Source organism: Bradyrhizobium sp. CIR48, assembly GCF_014198315.1.
GTDB lineage: Bacteria > Pseudomonadota > Alphaproteobacteria > Rhizobiales > Xanthobacteraceae > Bradyrhizobium.
In genome coordinates, this window is record NZ_JACIHG010000013.1 from 12,317 (window position 1) to 26,640 (window position 14,324).

The window sequence follows — 14,324 nt, forward strand, 5'->3', positions numbered from 1 at the left end:
GGTGCTTCACCATCGGTATCCACGACGTCGGCGTCGCTGTTTGGCGCGACGTCGATGCTCACGAGCAGGCCTGGATGGCTCGGGAAGTAGTCTCGAGCTGGCCAAGATCAAGTCTTTGAATCGAACTTGTAAGAAGCCTGAAAGAATGTACCCCAGCGCTCCATGCTGTACTTCGCAAATGAGGGCGAGTGCTCGATGCAGCCGTTGCCGCAGTGCATAGACTCGGCGTCCCTTTTGGTCCACATGGCCCAATAGCGACCACCAACGCCGACGCTGACGTTATCCGTGATAAAGTAGGACAGCACGCCTTCGATCTGGACGCCGCCACCACCACTGCCGCGTTGTTCCGCAAAGGTGGTCACGTCGCGCAGGAGGTGATTATCCCGCCCGATGAAATTGGTCCAGGGCAGGTAAGCGACATCAGCGTTCAGGCGCCAGCGCTCGGTCAGCATGGTTTCGGCGCTCAGGCCGATTCGAGGCGCATTCCATTGCGTATCCTCGCTGCCAACAATCCTGTTGTCACCCGGCTTCAGACATCGATGCCGTGGATTGGCGAACTCAACGCAACCGGTCGAGTCCGAGCTCTGCCCGTAATATGTCCAGCCTAGAAATCCACCGACCTTGTAGTTCGTGCCGCGCAGGACATCGTAACCGACGTCGGCCGTGTAATATGTGAACCTTCCGTTTGACTCATCTGAAATGGTGTTCTGGTAGGACCGTCCCTTGTGGGGCAACCAGTCTTCATCATTCGACTTCCCTTTGTTGAAGGCCCCGATACCAAGGTTGCTCTTCAGGAATACTCCCCAGGGACTGTCAACACGGCCGAATAACTCCCCGGAGAATCCGTCCTGTCGATGATAGGTGAGCCTCGAGATCAGCAAGCCGGGATCTTGGTCTCTGCCCGCTGCGCTGTGATCCCACTGGAATCTTCCCCGGCTGAGCCAGAGCCGCGAGCCGCCTTCGAACGACCAACCGCTCGCGTAAGGAACGGGCTGCACGCTCGCGGGTGCCTTCGTGTACAGCGGAGCATTAGACCATTGTGCGGCCTTTGGGGCGGCGTCGAAATGGTAGTTAAGGCCGATCTTTCCGATGTGATAGTTGCTGGACAGGCTGGTTGTGTTCGCTGGCAGAATAGCAAGTGGTGGCCGTTGTACTGTCGGAGCCGTTGCCACACTCGGACCGCCAAAATGCAGATAGTCATACTCGACGTTCACCGACCACGCAGGCGTAATCGCTTGCTCGATGCCCAGCCCGATGACGCCACCGAGACGACCATAGTCGAAATGGGTTTTCTCCTGGGCCACGTAGCCGGCTTCAAAGTTGTTGACGACATCGCCTCTATTGTTTTGCCAGGCTACACCTCCCTTGATATACGCCAGCGTGAGCCCGAGTGCGCCAAAGGCGTAACCAATTCGGCCAGTCCCGGTGGCGAAGAGGCTGGGACCTGCGATGCAGTTTGCGCTCACAACCAGGCCCGAATGAGCGAGGCAGGTATTTGTGCCTTCGGAAACGACGCCGCTGGCATCGAGTTCGACGCCAAACACCCAGCTGCTGTTCTGCCAATTGTAGCCGATCTGGCCACCCGCGAGAAATGCCGGGCTTTCCACGATACCGCCATAAATCGAGGGACCGTAGGGATTGCTGAAGGAAGTTCGGCCGTACCCACCGCCGGCGTGTCCGCCGATATAGCCACCCGACCAGTTCCATACGACCAGCGGCAGCTTCGGTTCTGGCTCAAGGCGCGCGTTGGCCGCACCGCTGGCCATGACCACAATCGTCGTGGCACCCAACAGAAGAACTCTCGACTTCATCAAAGGCCCTGCACTTTCCCGGTCCACACCGGCTTCTTAAGACTGACACTCGCGGCAACGCGTGCCAGATCCGCTCCGAAAATCACCGCACTGCGATTGGTGATGATGCACGAATGAAGCAATGCATGTGCCAAACTGAATTCGTATGTTTTGCAGGGTTTTCGGAAGGGTTTGTCGCGTCAACTTGGCGACTGTTGTCTCAAATTTCACAATCTGAGCTTCCGACAATCTCCCATAGCCCGACATTTGCGAGGGGAGATCCAATGCGCGACTCTTAGTAATTGCGTGGAGTAGTTGCGCGCCAAAGCGCCGCCAACGGAAAACAATCAGGGCTTTGGAGTAAGTGGCGATTGTGACCCCGGATGCTCAAAAGCAACACACACGATGGAGTGGCCGTCGAAATGGAAAAGGACACAGGACTTTCCCGAAATTGATTGCGCTAGGTGATTTCAAACGGCAGGCGCCTAGTTGAATATCAGAAAGGGTCAAATGCCGATACCACGAGCCCTTTGATTACAAGTTCGGCCCTAACGACAAAATCGCGCAACTGGATTTGTGACGATTCCGGTCGCTGCGTTCGTGCTATAGTGTCGCTCGCGCCGTGGTGGTAAGGCGCAGCCGCCAGACTTCTATCTCACGGAGCCCACCGCCATGATCATCCTCGGACCACCACTCATTATCCTCGTCATCGGCTTGTTCTGTTGGCTGGTGTTCATGCTCGCTGCCTCTGCACTCCCGGTCTTCGTTGGCATGACGATCGCCGTATTGGGCTTCCATACGGGAGCCGGCTTGCTCGGAGGCGTCGCAATGGGCCTCCTGGCAGGCGGACTAACCTTCGGTGTCGCCCGGCTTGCGCTCGCTCTCGCGCCATGGGCTAAGGTTCGGCTCCTGATCGTCCTTCTCTACGTCGCGCCCGCTACCGTCGCGGGCTATAGCGCCACATATGGAATCGTCCTGATGGCGATGCCTTCACCAATCTGGCAGACGATATTTGCTGTCGTAGGCGCCATTGCCGTCGGCATCACGGCGTTCATCCGCTTCACTGGAATGGCCGCCCCCGGACCTGCCGGACAATGGTAGCGCCCACTGAAGGCGTCGCGTCGACGGGCGGGACTGGACCAGATGTCCGCAATCCTCATGGTCCTCTTCGTCGAAATTCGAACGCGAGCGGGCTGGCCGTTGGAGCTCCGATCAACAAGCTTGCGCCCCGGCTTCGTCACGATGATCATGGAGGCATGGACCAAGCGGTCGCATCTCAAAGGATGCGGCGACAATAAATGTGAACGGGCCGCGCGGCCGACGCGTAATCACGACACCAAATCCGTCCGTTGCTGAAGGGAGAGGGCGCGTGTCACCATCGAAATCACTTGCCGGCCTCTCGGTGCGGTTGAACTCGCCACATTCTCCTTGACGTCAGTTCTGTATGCCGAGCGCACGAACGGCCTCTTCGATGGATTGATCTGCCCGAAGGACGGCTGACGCCTCGATCGCCTAAGGCGCAACAGCGGCGTCACAACTTTCTTCCCCTGCCGGCTGCGCCGTCATTCCTCGCGCGAGCCAAGAAAGTTGCTCCTTTGCTGTCAGGCCCCTTCGGGGTGCGCCGTCGATCGCCTCAGGCCTGTCGATCACCATCGAGGCCGCAAGGTGCGGGCTTGGAAAACAGAGATCAAGGAGAACTACTATGGCGACCATCGGCACCTTCAAGAAGACCGGCAACAACGAGCTCACCGGCGAGATCGTGACCCTCTCGCTCCAGGCCAGGAACGTCCGGATTGTCCCCGAAACCAACCGCTCCGGCGACAACGCACCGAGCCACCGGGTCTATGTCGGCCGTGTGGAGATCGGAGCCGCCTGGTCCAAGCGCTCCAACGAGGGCCGCGATTATCTGGGTCTGAAGCTCGACGATCCGAGCTTCACCGCTCCGATCTTCGCCAACCTCTTCGCCGACGAGGAAGGTGAGGGCTTCAGCCTGATCTGGTCCCGTCCCAGCCGTCGCAACGGCGACTGACCCGATCCACAATGCCTCGCCCGGCTGGTCCGGGCGGGGCATTACCTTGCGCAAGAGCCGGCCGCGATCTTGCGGCAGCGTCGCACCCCGACCATGCGAGCTTCGCAGGATGGTTGAACCGATTCCCTGAGCTTTACTCGCAAGTAACCGAGGGCGCGTCATCGTGCTTGAGGTGTCGCTTTCGGACATTGTAACTCACCAGCCAGATCACGCCGACCGCGATCGGCACGAAGGCTGCGGTCAGGAACGAGGGCTCTACTCGCAGTCCGACATCATGCGCGCCCTTGGCAAGATAGCTAAACAGGCTGACCACATAATATCCGATCGCCCCGACCGACAATCCTTCGACCGTGCACTGCAGCCGAAGTTGCTGTCTCGCGCGCTCGTTGATAGCCTGCAACAGGTCACGATTCTGTCGTTCGATTTCGACGTCGACCCGGGTTCGCAACAGATCGGCGGCGCGCGCGAGCTTGACCGACAAAGTTGCCTGGCGATCCTCCACAGTTGCGCAGGTTCGCATCGCCGGCGCCATGCGGCGTGCCAGAAACGACGACCAGGTTGGATAGCCCGAGACATCGTTGCCTTCGATGATGGATAGTCGCGATTGGACCAGCTCGTTATAGGCCCTGCTGGCGCCGAATCGAAACAGGCTGCCCGTCGCGCCTCTTTCGAAGGAGGCGGCCAGAGCCGTCAGCTCGGCAAGCAGATGGTTGTTGAACTGCAGCCCCTCACCGGTTTGCATTTTCTCGAGCGCCTCTACAAGACGGCGGTCGATGCGATCAACAGATGGTGCAAGCTCAAGGGCCGCCGACAGGCCAAGCAGCGCCAATGGACGGTAGGTCTCGATTTCCAGAAGCCGTTGCACCAGCGCTCCGAGATCGTGCGACGTCAACCCGAGGTCGCAGACGAGGATTTTCGTGAAGCCTTTTTCGTCTACGCGGAAATCTGAGGCGGCAACGCCTGTGCCGCTCTTTGTGGCAACCATGGCCAGGCTGTTCTTGTCAAAAATCTGTTCGGCCCGCCTGGTCGGCGAGGCGTCCCGCTCCACTTCTAGCCTGATCGCGACCAGCAACTGTCCGGTCTGACGCAACGCGCGGATCAGCGATCGGACGGTACCATCAACTTTGTCAAATTGGTCTGCGGCAGAACAATTTGCGTTAGTCCAGATCCAGGTGAATGTTGTAAATTCCGAATGCTGCTCCCAGCGTAGCGTAGCGGGCCCGATGACAATCTGATGAAGCTTCGCCGATTGCTCGGGCGGCGTAAGATTGCGATCGAGGCAAAAATCGATAAAACGGCAGCGATCGCTTGTGGTCGCCTCGCCCTGTGCAAGAAAAGCGAAATGGATCACGCTGAAGGGCGAAACAAGGCGCATGAAAGGGCGCGCGTGCACTTCGCCGAGCACAGCGTCGCGTTGCGGGTGTGGCGTAAAGGTTCGCAGATCCAGTTCATCAATCATCTATGGATCCTCGCCTCAGGGTTAGCAGGCACCGTCAGTCTTGACGCGGGAGGCAATGGCGGTGCTGGGAAGCGGTTGCATGTGGCTGCTGATCAAGTCATGTCGACGATCACTGTCGCCAAACTTTCTGGCGCAGAGAGTCGGTGCAGGATTTGGGCCAGCACGATAGAAGGGGCACTCTCGCTCTTTTTTCGCAATGTGGCTTTAGAAGACAGTCGGAGGCGGGTTTCAGACATGAAGCGCGCTTGTATTCTGACAGAAAGCGCACGTGGCACAGGCCACGGGGAATTGCCTGTTTTCGGCAAGGTGATCGCTCGCCCGGCCGCTGCCACTGTTTGAGCGGCTGCGCTCTCGTTGGATTTGTCGTTGCAGAGCCCTGCGAGCAACTGCGCCCGGACCCGCGGCGCAAGGCTCGGCGATGGGCCGATAACGTCACGTCACGTGAGGTTGACTTGATCACGCAGCTGGAGCGCTCGCCGTCCTCGACTTTGAAGCGTCATTCAGAGCAGCGCAAACTTCGCGGCTCGACCGGCGTCACAGGGATGCAGGTACGTGGCGCCTTGTGAGCGATCGATAAATAGCGGCGGATCACAGATACTGTCGACGACTATTGTGAGTGGGGCGTAGGGCCGAGGCAGTGATCGCGGAAGCGGAAATCTGCGCCTGGTAGCACAAAGAGCCAATCACCACTGAATTGGTTGGGCCGACTTCCCGGCGGGACTCGGCATCGCCGTGTTCTCCTTGATGTCAGCTCTGTTTAGTCTAGATCGAGCGCACCGTACGGCCTCTCCGATGGGTGGATCTGGCCGAAGGACAGCTAAAGCCTCGATCGCCTATAGCGCAACGGCGCCGATCGACTTTCTTCCCCTGCCGGCTGCGCCGTCATTCCTCGCGAAACAAGAAAGTCGCTCTGCTGCCATCCTTCGCTGGCGCTTCGGCTCCTTCGGGGTGCGCCGTCGATCGCCTCCGGCCTTTCGACCACCATCGAGGCCGCACGGTGCGGGCTCGGAAAACAGAGATCAAGGAGAACCACCATGGCGACCATCGGCACCTTCAAGAAGACCGGCTCGAACGAGTTCACCGGCGAAATCGTCACCCTCTCGCTCCAGGCTAGGAACGTCCGCATCGTCCCCGAAACCAACCGCTCGGGCGAGAACAGCCCCAGCCACCGGGTCTACTGCGGCCGAGTTGAGATCGGGGCCAGCTGGTCCAAGCGCTCCAACGAGGGCCGCGACTATCTGAGCCTCAAGCTCGACGATCCGAGCTTCACTGCTCCGATCTTCGCTAACCTCTTCGACGACGAGGAGGGCGAGGGCTTCAGCTTGATCTGGTCCCGCCCCAGCCGCAGCAATGGCGACTAACCCGACCCACAATGCCTCGCCCGGCTGGTCCGGGCGAGGCATCGCAGGCGTCAAGAGCCGCGAAGGACCTCGTTGGCCGTGACGGTGGAAGCGGGGAGGGCGTAATCGATTTAGATCAGCGGCCGCGTGCCGCTTTGATCGGCCGTCTTTGATTGGTCTCTACCACGGTTTCAACAATGTCTCCCCAGTCGGGGCAGATCGCGACGAGACGATCCAGCACCGTAGGATCCCGCTCGATCTGCGCGAGCGCCTGAGCGCGCCATTGGTCGTTGAAGCTGATGCTCATCAACCCCAAACATTCAACGACCGAACTGTCAGGCGGCAGGAGTTCCAAGATCGCCGTCACTATGCCGGTCCATTGTTGAAGCAGACGCCAGTGCTCAGCGGCGGCCCCAGTCTCCAATTTCTCTTGAAGGAGATCAATCAGCAAGCGGAAGCGAGTTCGCCAAGGTTGGGGCCTGAGGTCCGCGACGTAGGCGTCCACGACTTCGCGGATGTCGGCTGGCAAGTGCTCATACAGGGTCATAACACCCACTCCATCTCGCCCAGCATGCCGTTCCGTCCCTGGACAGATATGCGTCTCTGGAGACAGACCAGATTTACGTAAAGCCGCCTATCAACTTTTGCGTGAGTCAATGCTCAGTTGATTTATAACGCGCCAAGGCTGCGATGGAGCACAAATTCGTTGCTTCATCGAGCGCGATGAGGATGAACCGCCGTTCGCTTGATCAGATCGGTTGCCTCGACCCCCAGGGCCTCCGCGATTCGGCCGAGCACGGTAACGCTGGCCGACACGTTTGCGCGTTCAATTGCGCCGACGTAACGGACGCTTAGTCCGGCGCCATCGGCCAACTCTTCTTGCGTCATTTTCTTCACATGACGTATCCGACGCAGATTGATCGCCATGACCTCCTTGAGATCCATGGCGACAAGGGAACTCACATCGGAACGATCGTTCCAGGAACGATCGTTCCGATTCGTGCGTCACCATGCTATTCATGAGTTCTGCCGGAGGCCTGTTTGCCGTTTGCGGGGAGCGCCGTGATGCGGTCTACGCATCGCGGCGCTATGATGTGACATTTCGCGGCCTACGAAGTTCCGCGGCAAATCAATGAGGCTGACGTTGCGTCAATGTTGTGGGGGACGATTGCCATGAACGAAATGCCATTCCAGGACCGGCCGCCAAAAACCGATCGCGTAAACGCGTACGACGAAAAACATCTTGCAATCTACGTCCGGTTGTTGATGGCCGACGAAGAGGGGGCGGACTGGCGTGAGGTGGTCCAGGTGATCTTCGGCCTCGACCCTGTTCTGGAACCGGATCGGGCCAAAACCGTCCATGACAGCCATCTCGCCCGTGCGCGATGGATGGTGCAATCCGGATATCAGCAATTGTTGCAACCGCGGATGCAGTGAGCTGGGCCCCAATCATGCAAATTGCGATATCGTGTGATGCAACCTCAGGGTCTATTCTCTCCTGTCGCCTTTTTGGATGGTGGCATGGGGCACAAAGACGAGAAGACCGACCATGCCAACCCAGTACTGGCGCTCGCCGGAGACCATCGAACGCCTGAACCGCCTTGAGCGCCCCGGATTTGCCCTGGAATTCCTTCGCCGCAACGCCGACTACCGCCGCGACTTCGCCCGAATTGAGCGCCAGATCGCGCGCGAGGGCGCTGATCCCGACACCATCCGAATGAGTTTCGCACGTCGATGGAGGTTGCGGTGTCGCCCATGATCCAGTCTCTCCGGTAGGGCCCGAGCCAGCCATCTGGCTTCCTGTGGCATCACCGGGGACCTTGATCCTGGAGACGGCGCCGCCGGGCTTCGATACCCTCCGTTCGATTGATCGCGTTGCGTTGGGGCAGTCGCTCGTCGAGCTGTCCGATGCTGACGGTCGCGCTCTGGCCATTGCGGACGGGTCGGGTGAGCTGCACGTCCGCTTGCGTGACGAGCAGGCGCTGCGCCACCCTGCCGTGCTTGTGCCGCTCGACAGCATGGGCGAGCTGCGGGCCGAGGTGGCGCTACACCTCGCGCGCTGCCTTGCTGGCCAGCGTACCGGTCTTCTGCCGGTGGCCTTGCGGCTGACGGCCTTCCAGAAACGGCGATTGATTCAGCTCCTTCACGCCTTCGACGTCCACGACCTCGGCGGCGGCCCGCGCGACGTTGCAGCGAAGGTGCTCGCCTCCGACCACGCCCATCGTCGTTCAGTCGAGTGGAAGGATTCTCATGCCCGTCGTAAGGCGAACCGGCTCATTCATGATTCGATCGCCCTGGTCGAGCGCGACTATCTGAAACTCCTGCGCGGCCTCTGATAGCCGCCTCCCTCCAAGCCATCCGTCCCGATAAGTTAACCCGCGCCTCGCTGGTAGCGCCTGGCTTCGCCCGGTTGCGACCGTGGGGGGACACAATCGAACGCGAATTTTCGTCCACCCCCAACGCCAAAACTCTCCGCCACTCTGGCCCCGACAAGCCGCGACTTGGCTGCGGCGCTTCAAGGCAAGACGGAGATCGCCCATGCTCGACCGAACCGCGCAGCTCACGACGCGCTACGTGCGCACCCCTGAGGCCGCTCGCCTCCTCGGCCTCTCGCCACGTACGCTCGAGAAGTATCGCTGCCACGGCAACGGTCCGACCTTCCGCAAACTCGGCGGGCGCGTCGTCTATTCCATCGGCGATCTCGAAGCCTGGGCCGATCAGGCCGCTTGCAGCTCGACGTCGGACCCGCGCTACGTCGAGGCGCGGGCCGCCGGCAACGCGCATCGCTAAAGGCAACGCTCGCCCATGTCGTCGCGCCGCCTTATCACGCCGAGCGAGCGAAGCAAGCTCGATCCGTTCGTCATCGCCACGGGCGATGCCAGCCCGCGCGATCAGCGCGATCTGATGGAGCGGCCCTTCTTCTCGCTCGCCAAGGCCAAACGCACGCGCCCGATCCTCTACCAGGCCGGCGACGTGTGTGTGGAAGTCTATGCGGTCCCTGAGCACGGCATGGCGACCATCTGGGATGCCGACGTGCTGATTTGGGCGGCGAGCCAGATCGTCGAGGCTGAGAATCTTGGCCTGAAGACCTCACGCTTCCTGCGCTTTACCCCTTACCAGCTCCTGATCGCAGTCGGCAGACAGACAGGGGCGCGAGATTACAAGCTCTTGAAGGGGGCGTTAACGCGCCTGCAGGCGACCGTTATCCGCACCAGCATCCGGCAGGGCGAGCATTGGCGGCGCCACCAGTTCTCCTGGATCAACGAATGGGAGGAGTGCGCGCGGCGCGATGGCCGCGTGGAGGGCATGGAATTTGTCCTCCCCGACTGGTTCTACCGCGGCGTCATCGACCGCTCGCTCGTTCTCACGATTGACCCGGCCTACTTCAGCCTGACCGGCGGTATCGAGCGCTGGCTCTACCGCGTCGCGCGCAAGCATGCCGGCCGCCAGCCAACAGGATGGCTGTTTGAGATCGCACACCTCCACGAGAAATCCGGCAGCCTCGCCAAGCCCGCTGACTTCGCCTTTGATCTCCGCCGCATTGCGGCCCGTCAACCGCTGCCAGGTTACCGCCTGCGCATCGAACGCAGGGAGCACCGCGAACTCCTGCGCATCCTGCCAGGCAAGTCTTTCACAGCATCTGTGGATGGCGCTGTGAATCATCTCGGGACTTCGGGCGTTCGCGCTATCGGGACTTCGGGCGTGCCGGTATCGGGATTTCGGGAGTGCGAACCGCAGCTAAGGCACTGGCAAGAAAAGGCGATTTCTCGCCCTAACTTAGAGTCTAACTTAGAATCTAACTTTTGTAGTGGGGGTGTGCCTCCTGCGGATAACGCCGCGAGTGCTCATGAGCCGCCAACCAAGCACGCAAGTCAACAATTTTTGCCGCGTCCCGGCCATAAGGCGGGAGGCAAGCAATGATTGTCGCGGTGCTCAACCAGAAGGGCGGCGTCGGCAAGACGACGCTGGCCCTGCACCTCGCAGGCGAATGGGCGCTGCGCGGAAAGCGTGTAACGCTGCTCGATGCCGACCCCCAAGGCTCGGCATTAGACTGGTCGCAGCAGCGGGCGCGGGAGAACGTCTCGCCGCTATTCGGCGTCATTGGCCTCGCGCGGGATACACTCCACCGCGAGGCGCCGGAGATCGCGCGCACTGCGGATCATGTCGTCATTGACGGGCCGCCGCGCGTCGCTCGATTGATACGATCGGCGCTACTGGCCGCTGACCTGGTGCTGATTCCTGTGCAGCCGTCACCATTCGACGGCTGGGCGTCGGCGGAGATGCTGGCTCTGCTGCGCGAGGCTCGCATCTATCATCCGAAGCTCTCCGCTCGCTTCGTGCTCAATCGCTGCGATACGCGCACGGGCATCGCTCGCGCGACAGCCGAGACGCTCGCCGATCACGATCCGCCAGTGCTCGCCACCACCATCGGGCAGCGTGTCGTCTTCGCCGACGCCGCGCAGTCGGGTCGGCTCGTCGTCGAGTTTGCCCAGCAGAGTACAGCATCCGGCGAGATCACCGCGCTCGCTGCCGAAGTCGCGAGGCTCGCGCCATGAGCGGGCGCTCCTCCAAGCGCGGCTTCGCGTCGCGACCTGGCGATGCCGAAGGCTGGGTCAAGGCCAGCGACGCGTCGCGGCGTCGCACAGATAACACAGCAGCATTGACCGCGCGCCTGACAATCGACGTCACGCCGGGGCTGCGGGGCCGCATCAAGGTCGCCGCGTTCCAGCGCGGCGTCACAGTCGCCGACATGCTGCGCGAATTGCTGGCGCGAGAATTCCCACTGAGACCGGAGAGCCGTCGTGAACGACAATGAGGCCTTGCCGCCGCGTGCCGTGTCGCCCTCGCATCGGCGGAGCGTTGCGCTCACCCATGTCGAGCTGACCTGGATCGAGAAGAGGATTGAGCATTGGCTGCGCTTCGGTCATCGGGCCGAGGAGAAGATTCTCGATCGCCGCCGCAGCGTTTCAAGTTTTGCCCCCGGCAGCATCTTCGGCTTCGTCCGCTGGGCCTCGAACGACTACGGCACCGTGGTATCGCGCATGGACATCGTGCGCGCCGTGGAGGCGGGCCAGCGCTATCAGACGCTGCCATTCGTTCGGCCGGGCGGAGAGATCCTGCTGCGCGTCGATAGCTGGCCGAAGGTCGAGCGCGTGTTGCAGGCGGTCGACGCCATCGAGGCGCTCGCCATCGATCCGGCCGACGCTGCCCCCGAATACTGGCGCCATCTCCACAACCGCCTCGCCGCCGACCACGTGCCGCGCGCCTACACGCGCGAGCAGCACGTCGCCTGGCTCAAGCGCCGGAGCGTCACGCCATGAGCCGATTTGGTTATGTCATGTTGACGTACATCGCGATGCTCGCCGCCGGTGGCCTGGCGTTCCTTCATCCCGCGCCGCGGCTGATCTGGAACGCCACCGCGAGCACACCGATTGGGCTTTACACACTACGTCCGGTCGGACAGCTGCACGCTCTCGAACTGGTCGCAGTGCGGCTCCCTGAGCCCATCGCGAACGTCCTCGCAGATGGCGGCTTTCTTCCGAAAGGTGTGCCGCTGCTGAAGCGCGTGATGGCGCTGCCTGGACAGACCGTGTGCCGGTCCGGTGATGCCATCACCGTCGACGCTGTCGATGTCGGCGCCGCCCACGATCGCGACCATCTCGGCCGTCCGCTGCCGCGTTGGAGTGGATGCACCACGCTTGAGCCCGGCGAGGTCTTCCTCATGAACCCGACCGTTCCGGACAGCCTGGACGGCCGCTACTTCGGCTCACTGCCCGTCAGCTCGATCGTCGCGCGCGCGGTCCCGCTTTGGACCGATGAGGCCGCCGACGGCCGTTTCGTCTGGCGTGCCGCGACCCATTAGCCCGCTTCTCAACCCGCCCACCAGGAGGTTACCCATGGCGCATATCGGTCAGTTCACCCGCGAGAAGTCCGGCTTCACTGGACGCTTAGAGACGCTTTTCTTCGAGCGGATTCTCACCCTCGTCCCGGCCGAATCCTCGGATGCCGAGAACGCGCCGGACTACCGCATCCGCCTCGGCGATGCCGAGGGCCCGGAGATCGGCGCAGGTTGGAAACGCACCGGCGAGAAGGCCGGCGATTATGTTTCGCTCATCATCGACGACCCGGCGCTGCCGCGACCGATCCGTGCCAATCTCTTCCAGTCGGGCGACGACAAATCGGCCTGGACGCTGAACTGGAATCGTCTACCCCAGCGCGCCGAGCGGGACTGATGGCATGCAGAGTCCCATCACGCGTGCCGCCGACAAGGCGCATCGAAGCTCCAACCCTTTGTTCGCGGCAGAGCCGTCTCATCCCTCCGTTCCGCGCCACCGTCGGCCCACCGCCGCGCAAGTCGGTTGTCAAACCGGCGGTTCGCGCGCGTCGCCGGTAGGCGGCACGACGCCTCGCCGTGATGGCGGAGCCACGGCGGGCATTGCTGTTCTCCTCCTTACCGGCCTGCTGGCGATTGCCGGATCAATGCCGGCAGTGTCAGCAGAAAAAGCGCCGGCGCGCGGTCAACCGGCGAACGATCGCTATGCTATTTTCGTGACGGAAGCCGCGCAGCGCTTTGGCATTCCGGCAGCATGGATTCGCGCCGTCATGCGCATTGAGAGCAACGGCGATCGGCGTGCTGTGTCACCCAAGGGCGCGCTCGGCCTGATGCAACTCATGCCCAAGACTTGGGCGGACATGCGTGCGCGTCATGGTCTCGGGCGCGATCCCTTCGATCCTCATGACAACATCCTCGCTGGCGCCGCCTTCCTTCGCGAGCTGCACGACCGCTACGGCTCGCCAGGATTTCTCGCGGCCTACAATGCAGGCCCCGGCCGCTACGAGGAGTTTCGGGATCGACATCGTCCACTGCCCGTGGAGACCGTCGCCTATGTCGCGGCCATCGTCCCTTTTGTCGATGCGGAGGGGGCACCAGGACCTCTTCTCCTCGCGGTCTCTTCTCGCTCATCCTGGACGCGGGCGCCGCTCTTTTTCGGGCTCGCTGACGAGCAGTCATTTGCCGCGCGAGCGACACTCAACCAACCGGCGCACGACAGGCAGACCGTCGCTCCGGTGCACGATGTATCGGCGATTGCGCCCCAATCAGAAGGCCTCTTCGTTGCACTTTCGACAACGGGACGATCGCAATGACTCCACGGCATCATCAAAATCGACGCTCAGATTGGCGCAAGCTGGCGCCCCGTAACGGACATTCGGTTTGCATTCGAAACGCTGCAACACGATCATCGCTAAGACTTTCGGGTTTGCTACTAAACGACCCTCGCTCACGCGAGCAAGAGTTCGCGGAGGAGTGCAAAAATGACGTGCTGATGGAATACGGGCGATGCCTTCGGCCCGCGCTCTACTCGTCGCTTCGCTCCTCACCGAGCCACCCTACGGGTGTCTCGGCCCTTCGGGTAACGATCGCTATCGCAAATGCGCGCAAACACTTGAGGCTTCGCAAGTCAACTGCCAAGTCGCGGCGGCTCTTCCGCAATGAATCGGCCACGAGCCGACGTGTTCGGGCAGGCGCCATTGAAGGATCTACCGCAACGACCCGAACTGCATTTTGTCGCAAATCGCCGCGAGTACGGAGAGTCTGTTGGCTCGGAAGTTGGGTCCTGGGAACCAGCGACCGGGAGACCACGATAGCGACCGAACGAGGGCGAGATAAAAGGCCGCAAGGTGCGGCTCGGTCGGTTGGTTGTTGT

At 61.5% G+C, this 14,324-nt stretch carries 18 protein-coding genes; 14 read left to right on the forward strand and 4 right to left on the reverse strand.

Annotated features, from left to right (window positions below; translation table 11 throughout):
- Positions 1-107: 107 nt before the first annotated feature.
- Entirely contained in the window at positions 108-1,790 is a 1,683-nt protein-coding gene (locus GGD66_RS33010; protein ID WP_246789100.1) for an outer membrane beta-barrel protein, read from the reverse strand.
- A gap of 672 nt (positions 1,791-2,462) precedes the next feature.
- Here GGD66_RS33010 and GGD66_RS33015 point away from each other — a divergent pair.
- Complete coding sequence (locus tag GGD66_RS33015; RefSeq protein WP_183260710.1) at positions 2,463-2,891, forward strand: hypothetical protein; 429 nt, start codon at positions 2,463-2,465, stop codon at positions 2,889-2,891.
- Between the two features lie 601 nt (positions 2,892-3,492).
- On the forward strand, positions 3,493-3,819 hold the full coding sequence (locus GGD66_RS33020; RefSeq protein WP_183260712.1) for a DUF736 domain-containing protein: 327 nt from the start codon (positions 3,493-3,495) through the stop codon (positions 3,817-3,819).
- Positions 3,820-3,952: 133 nt separating this feature from the next.
- Here the strand turns inward: GGD66_RS33020 and GGD66_RS33025 are convergent, their stop codons facing one another.
- Positions 3,953-5,278, reverse strand: a complete 1,326-nt coding sequence (locus tag GGD66_RS33025) for a DUF3422 family protein (RefSeq protein WP_183260714.1) — start codon at positions 5,276-5,278, stop codon at positions 3,953-3,955.
- 1,034 nt (positions 5,279-6,312) lie between these two features.
- Here GGD66_RS33025 and GGD66_RS33030 point away from each other — a divergent pair.
- Positions 6,313-6,639: a DUF736 domain-containing protein gene (locus tag GGD66_RS33030; protein WP_183260716.1), complete on the forward strand. Its 327-nt coding sequence runs from the start codon at positions 6,313-6,315 to the stop codon at positions 6,637-6,639.
- Positions 6,640-6,754: 115 nt separating this feature from the next.
- On the opposite strand, the gene GGD66_RS33035 is transcribed toward GGD66_RS33030, so the two are convergent.
- Positions 6,755-7,165: a hypothetical protein gene (locus GGD66_RS33035; RefSeq protein WP_183260718.1), complete on the reverse strand. Its 411-nt coding sequence runs from the start codon at positions 7,163-7,165 to the stop codon at positions 6,755-6,757.
- Between the two features lie 164 nt (positions 7,166-7,329).
- On the reverse strand, positions 7,330-7,563 hold the full coding sequence (locus tag GGD66_RS33040; protein ID WP_183260720.1) for a helix-turn-helix domain-containing protein: 234 nt from the start codon (positions 7,561-7,563) through the stop codon (positions 7,330-7,332).
- Between the two features lie 228 nt (positions 7,564-7,791).
- Between GGD66_RS33040 and GGD66_RS33045 the strand changes: the two genes are divergently transcribed.
- The 11 genes from GGD66_RS33045 to GGD66_RS33095 all read left to right on the forward strand — a co-directional run bounded on the left by GGD66_RS33045 (position 7,792) and on the right by GGD66_RS33095 (position 13,764).
- The gene (locus GGD66_RS33045) at positions 7,792-8,055 is read left to right on the forward strand and encodes a DNA -binding domain-containing protein (RefSeq protein WP_183260723.1); all 264 of its coding nucleotides are present in this window, start codon (positions 7,792-7,794) and stop codon (positions 8,053-8,055) included.
- A 112-nt stretch (positions 8,056-8,167) separates the two neighbouring features.
- Complete coding sequence (locus GGD66_RS41715) at positions 8,168-8,377, forward strand: transcriptional regulator domain-containing protein (protein WP_091878676.1); 210 nt, start codon at positions 8,168-8,170, stop codon at positions 8,375-8,377.
- 61 nt (positions 8,378-8,438) lie between these two features.
- On the forward strand, positions 8,439-8,954 hold the full coding sequence (locus GGD66_RS33055; RefSeq protein ID WP_183260724.1) for a DUF2285 domain-containing protein: 516 nt from the start codon (positions 8,439-8,441) through the stop codon (positions 8,952-8,954).
- Positions 8,955-9,156: 202 nt separating this feature from the next.
- On the forward strand, positions 9,157-9,408 hold the full coding sequence (locus GGD66_RS33060; RefSeq protein WP_091878671.1) for an AlpA family transcriptional regulator: 252 nt from the start codon (positions 9,157-9,159) through the stop codon (positions 9,406-9,408).
- A gap of 15 nt (positions 9,409-9,423) precedes the next feature.
- Positions 9,424-10,539: a replication initiator protein A gene (locus GGD66_RS33065; RefSeq protein WP_183260726.1), complete on the forward strand. Its 1,116-nt coding sequence runs from the start codon at positions 9,424-9,426 to the stop codon at positions 10,537-10,539.
- On the forward strand, positions 10,536-11,174 hold the full coding sequence (gene parA, locus GGD66_RS33070; RefSeq protein ID WP_183260728.1) for a ParA family partition ATPase: 639 nt from the start codon (positions 10,536-10,538) through the stop codon (positions 11,172-11,174). Before GGD66_RS33065 ends, parA begins: the two co-directional genes overlap by 4 nt.
- Positions 11,171-11,434 carry a hypothetical protein gene (locus tag GGD66_RS33075; protein ID WP_183260730.1) on the forward strand — a complete coding sequence of 88 codons (264 nt, stop codon included), beginning with the start codon at positions 11,171-11,173 and terminating at the stop codon, positions 11,432-11,434. The genes parA and GGD66_RS33075 overlap by 4 nt, the downstream gene beginning before the upstream one ends.
- Positions 11,421-11,939: a DUF2840 domain-containing protein gene (locus GGD66_RS33080; RefSeq protein ID WP_183260732.1), complete on the forward strand. Its 519-nt coding sequence runs from the start codon at positions 11,421-11,423 to the stop codon at positions 11,937-11,939. The genes GGD66_RS33075 and GGD66_RS33080 overlap by 14 nt, the downstream gene beginning before the upstream one ends.
- A complete protein-coding gene (locus GGD66_RS33085; protein ID WP_183260733.1) occupies positions 11,936-12,481 on the forward strand; it encodes a S26 family signal peptidase in 546 nt (181 codons plus the stop codon). The genes GGD66_RS33080 and GGD66_RS33085 overlap by 4 nt, the downstream gene beginning before the upstream one ends.
- A gap of 34 nt (positions 12,482-12,515) precedes the next feature.
- Positions 12,516-12,851, forward strand: coding sequence for a DUF736 domain-containing protein (locus tag GGD66_RS33090; RefSeq protein ID WP_183260734.1), 336 nt, complete (start codon positions 12,516-12,518; stop codon positions 12,849-12,851).
- Positions 12,852-12,855: 4 nt separating this feature from the next.
- A complete protein-coding gene (locus tag GGD66_RS33095) occupies positions 12,856-13,764 on the forward strand; it encodes a lytic transglycosylase domain-containing protein (protein WP_246789102.1) in 909 nt (302 codons plus the stop codon).
- Positions 13,765-14,324 lie beyond the last annotated feature (560 nt).

Excerpts from the sequence above, each read along its gene's own strand:
- GGD66_RS33015 (WP_183260710.1), top strand. The coding sequence starts at position 2,463 with ATGATCATCCTCGGACCACCACTCATTATCCTCGTCATCGGCTTGTTC.
- GGD66_RS33020 (WP_183260712.1), top strand. The coding sequence starts at position 3,493 with ATGGCGACCATCGGCACCTTCAAGAAGACCGGCAACAACGAGCTCACC.
- GGD66_RS33025 (WP_183260714.1), bottom strand. The coding sequence starts at position 5,278 with ATGATTGATGAACTGGATCTGCGAACCTTTACGCCACACCCGCAACGC.
- GGD66_RS33030 (WP_183260716.1), top strand. The coding sequence starts at position 6,313 with ATGGCGACCATCGGCACCTTCAAGAAGACCGGCTCGAACGAGTTCACC.
- GGD66_RS33035 (WP_183260718.1), bottom strand. The coding sequence starts at position 7,165 with ATGACCCTGTATGAGCACTTGCCAGCCGACATCCGCGAAGTCGTGGAC.
- GGD66_RS33040 (WP_183260720.1), bottom strand. The coding sequence starts at position 7,563 with ATGGATCTCAAGGAGGTCATGGCGATCAATCTGCGTCGGATACGTCAT.
- GGD66_RS33045 (WP_183260723.1), top strand. The coding sequence starts at position 7,792 with ATGAACGAAATGCCATTCCAGGACCGGCCGCCAAAAACCGATCGCGTA.
- GGD66_RS41715 (WP_091878676.1), top strand. The coding sequence starts at position 8,168 with ATGCCAACCCAGTACTGGCGCTCGCCGGAGACCATCGAACGCCTGAAC.
- GGD66_RS33060 (WP_091878671.1), top strand. The coding sequence starts at position 9,157 with ATGCTCGACCGAACCGCGCAGCTCACGACGCGCTACGTGCGCACCCCT.
- GGD66_RS33065 (WP_183260726.1), top strand. The coding sequence starts at position 9,424 with ATGTCGTCGCGCCGCCTTATCACGCCGAGCGAGCGAAGCAAGCTCGAT.
- parA (WP_183260728.1), top strand. The coding sequence starts at position 10,536 with ATGATTGTCGCGGTGCTCAACCAGAAGGGCGGCGTCGGCAAGACGACG.
- GGD66_RS33075 (WP_183260730.1), top strand. The coding sequence starts at position 11,171 with ATGAGCGGGCGCTCCTCCAAGCGCGGCTTCGCGTCGCGACCTGGCGAT.
- GGD66_RS33085 (WP_183260733.1), top strand. The coding sequence starts at position 11,936 with ATGAGCCGATTTGGTTATGTCATGTTGACGTACATCGCGATGCTCGCC.
- GGD66_RS33090 (WP_183260734.1), top strand. The coding sequence starts at position 12,516 with ATGGCGCATATCGGTCAGTTCACCCGCGAGAAGTCCGGCTTCACTGGA.
- GGD66_RS33095 (WP_246789102.1), top strand. The coding sequence starts at position 12,856 with ATGCAGAGTCCCATCACGCGTGCCGCCGACAAGGCGCATCGAAGCTCC.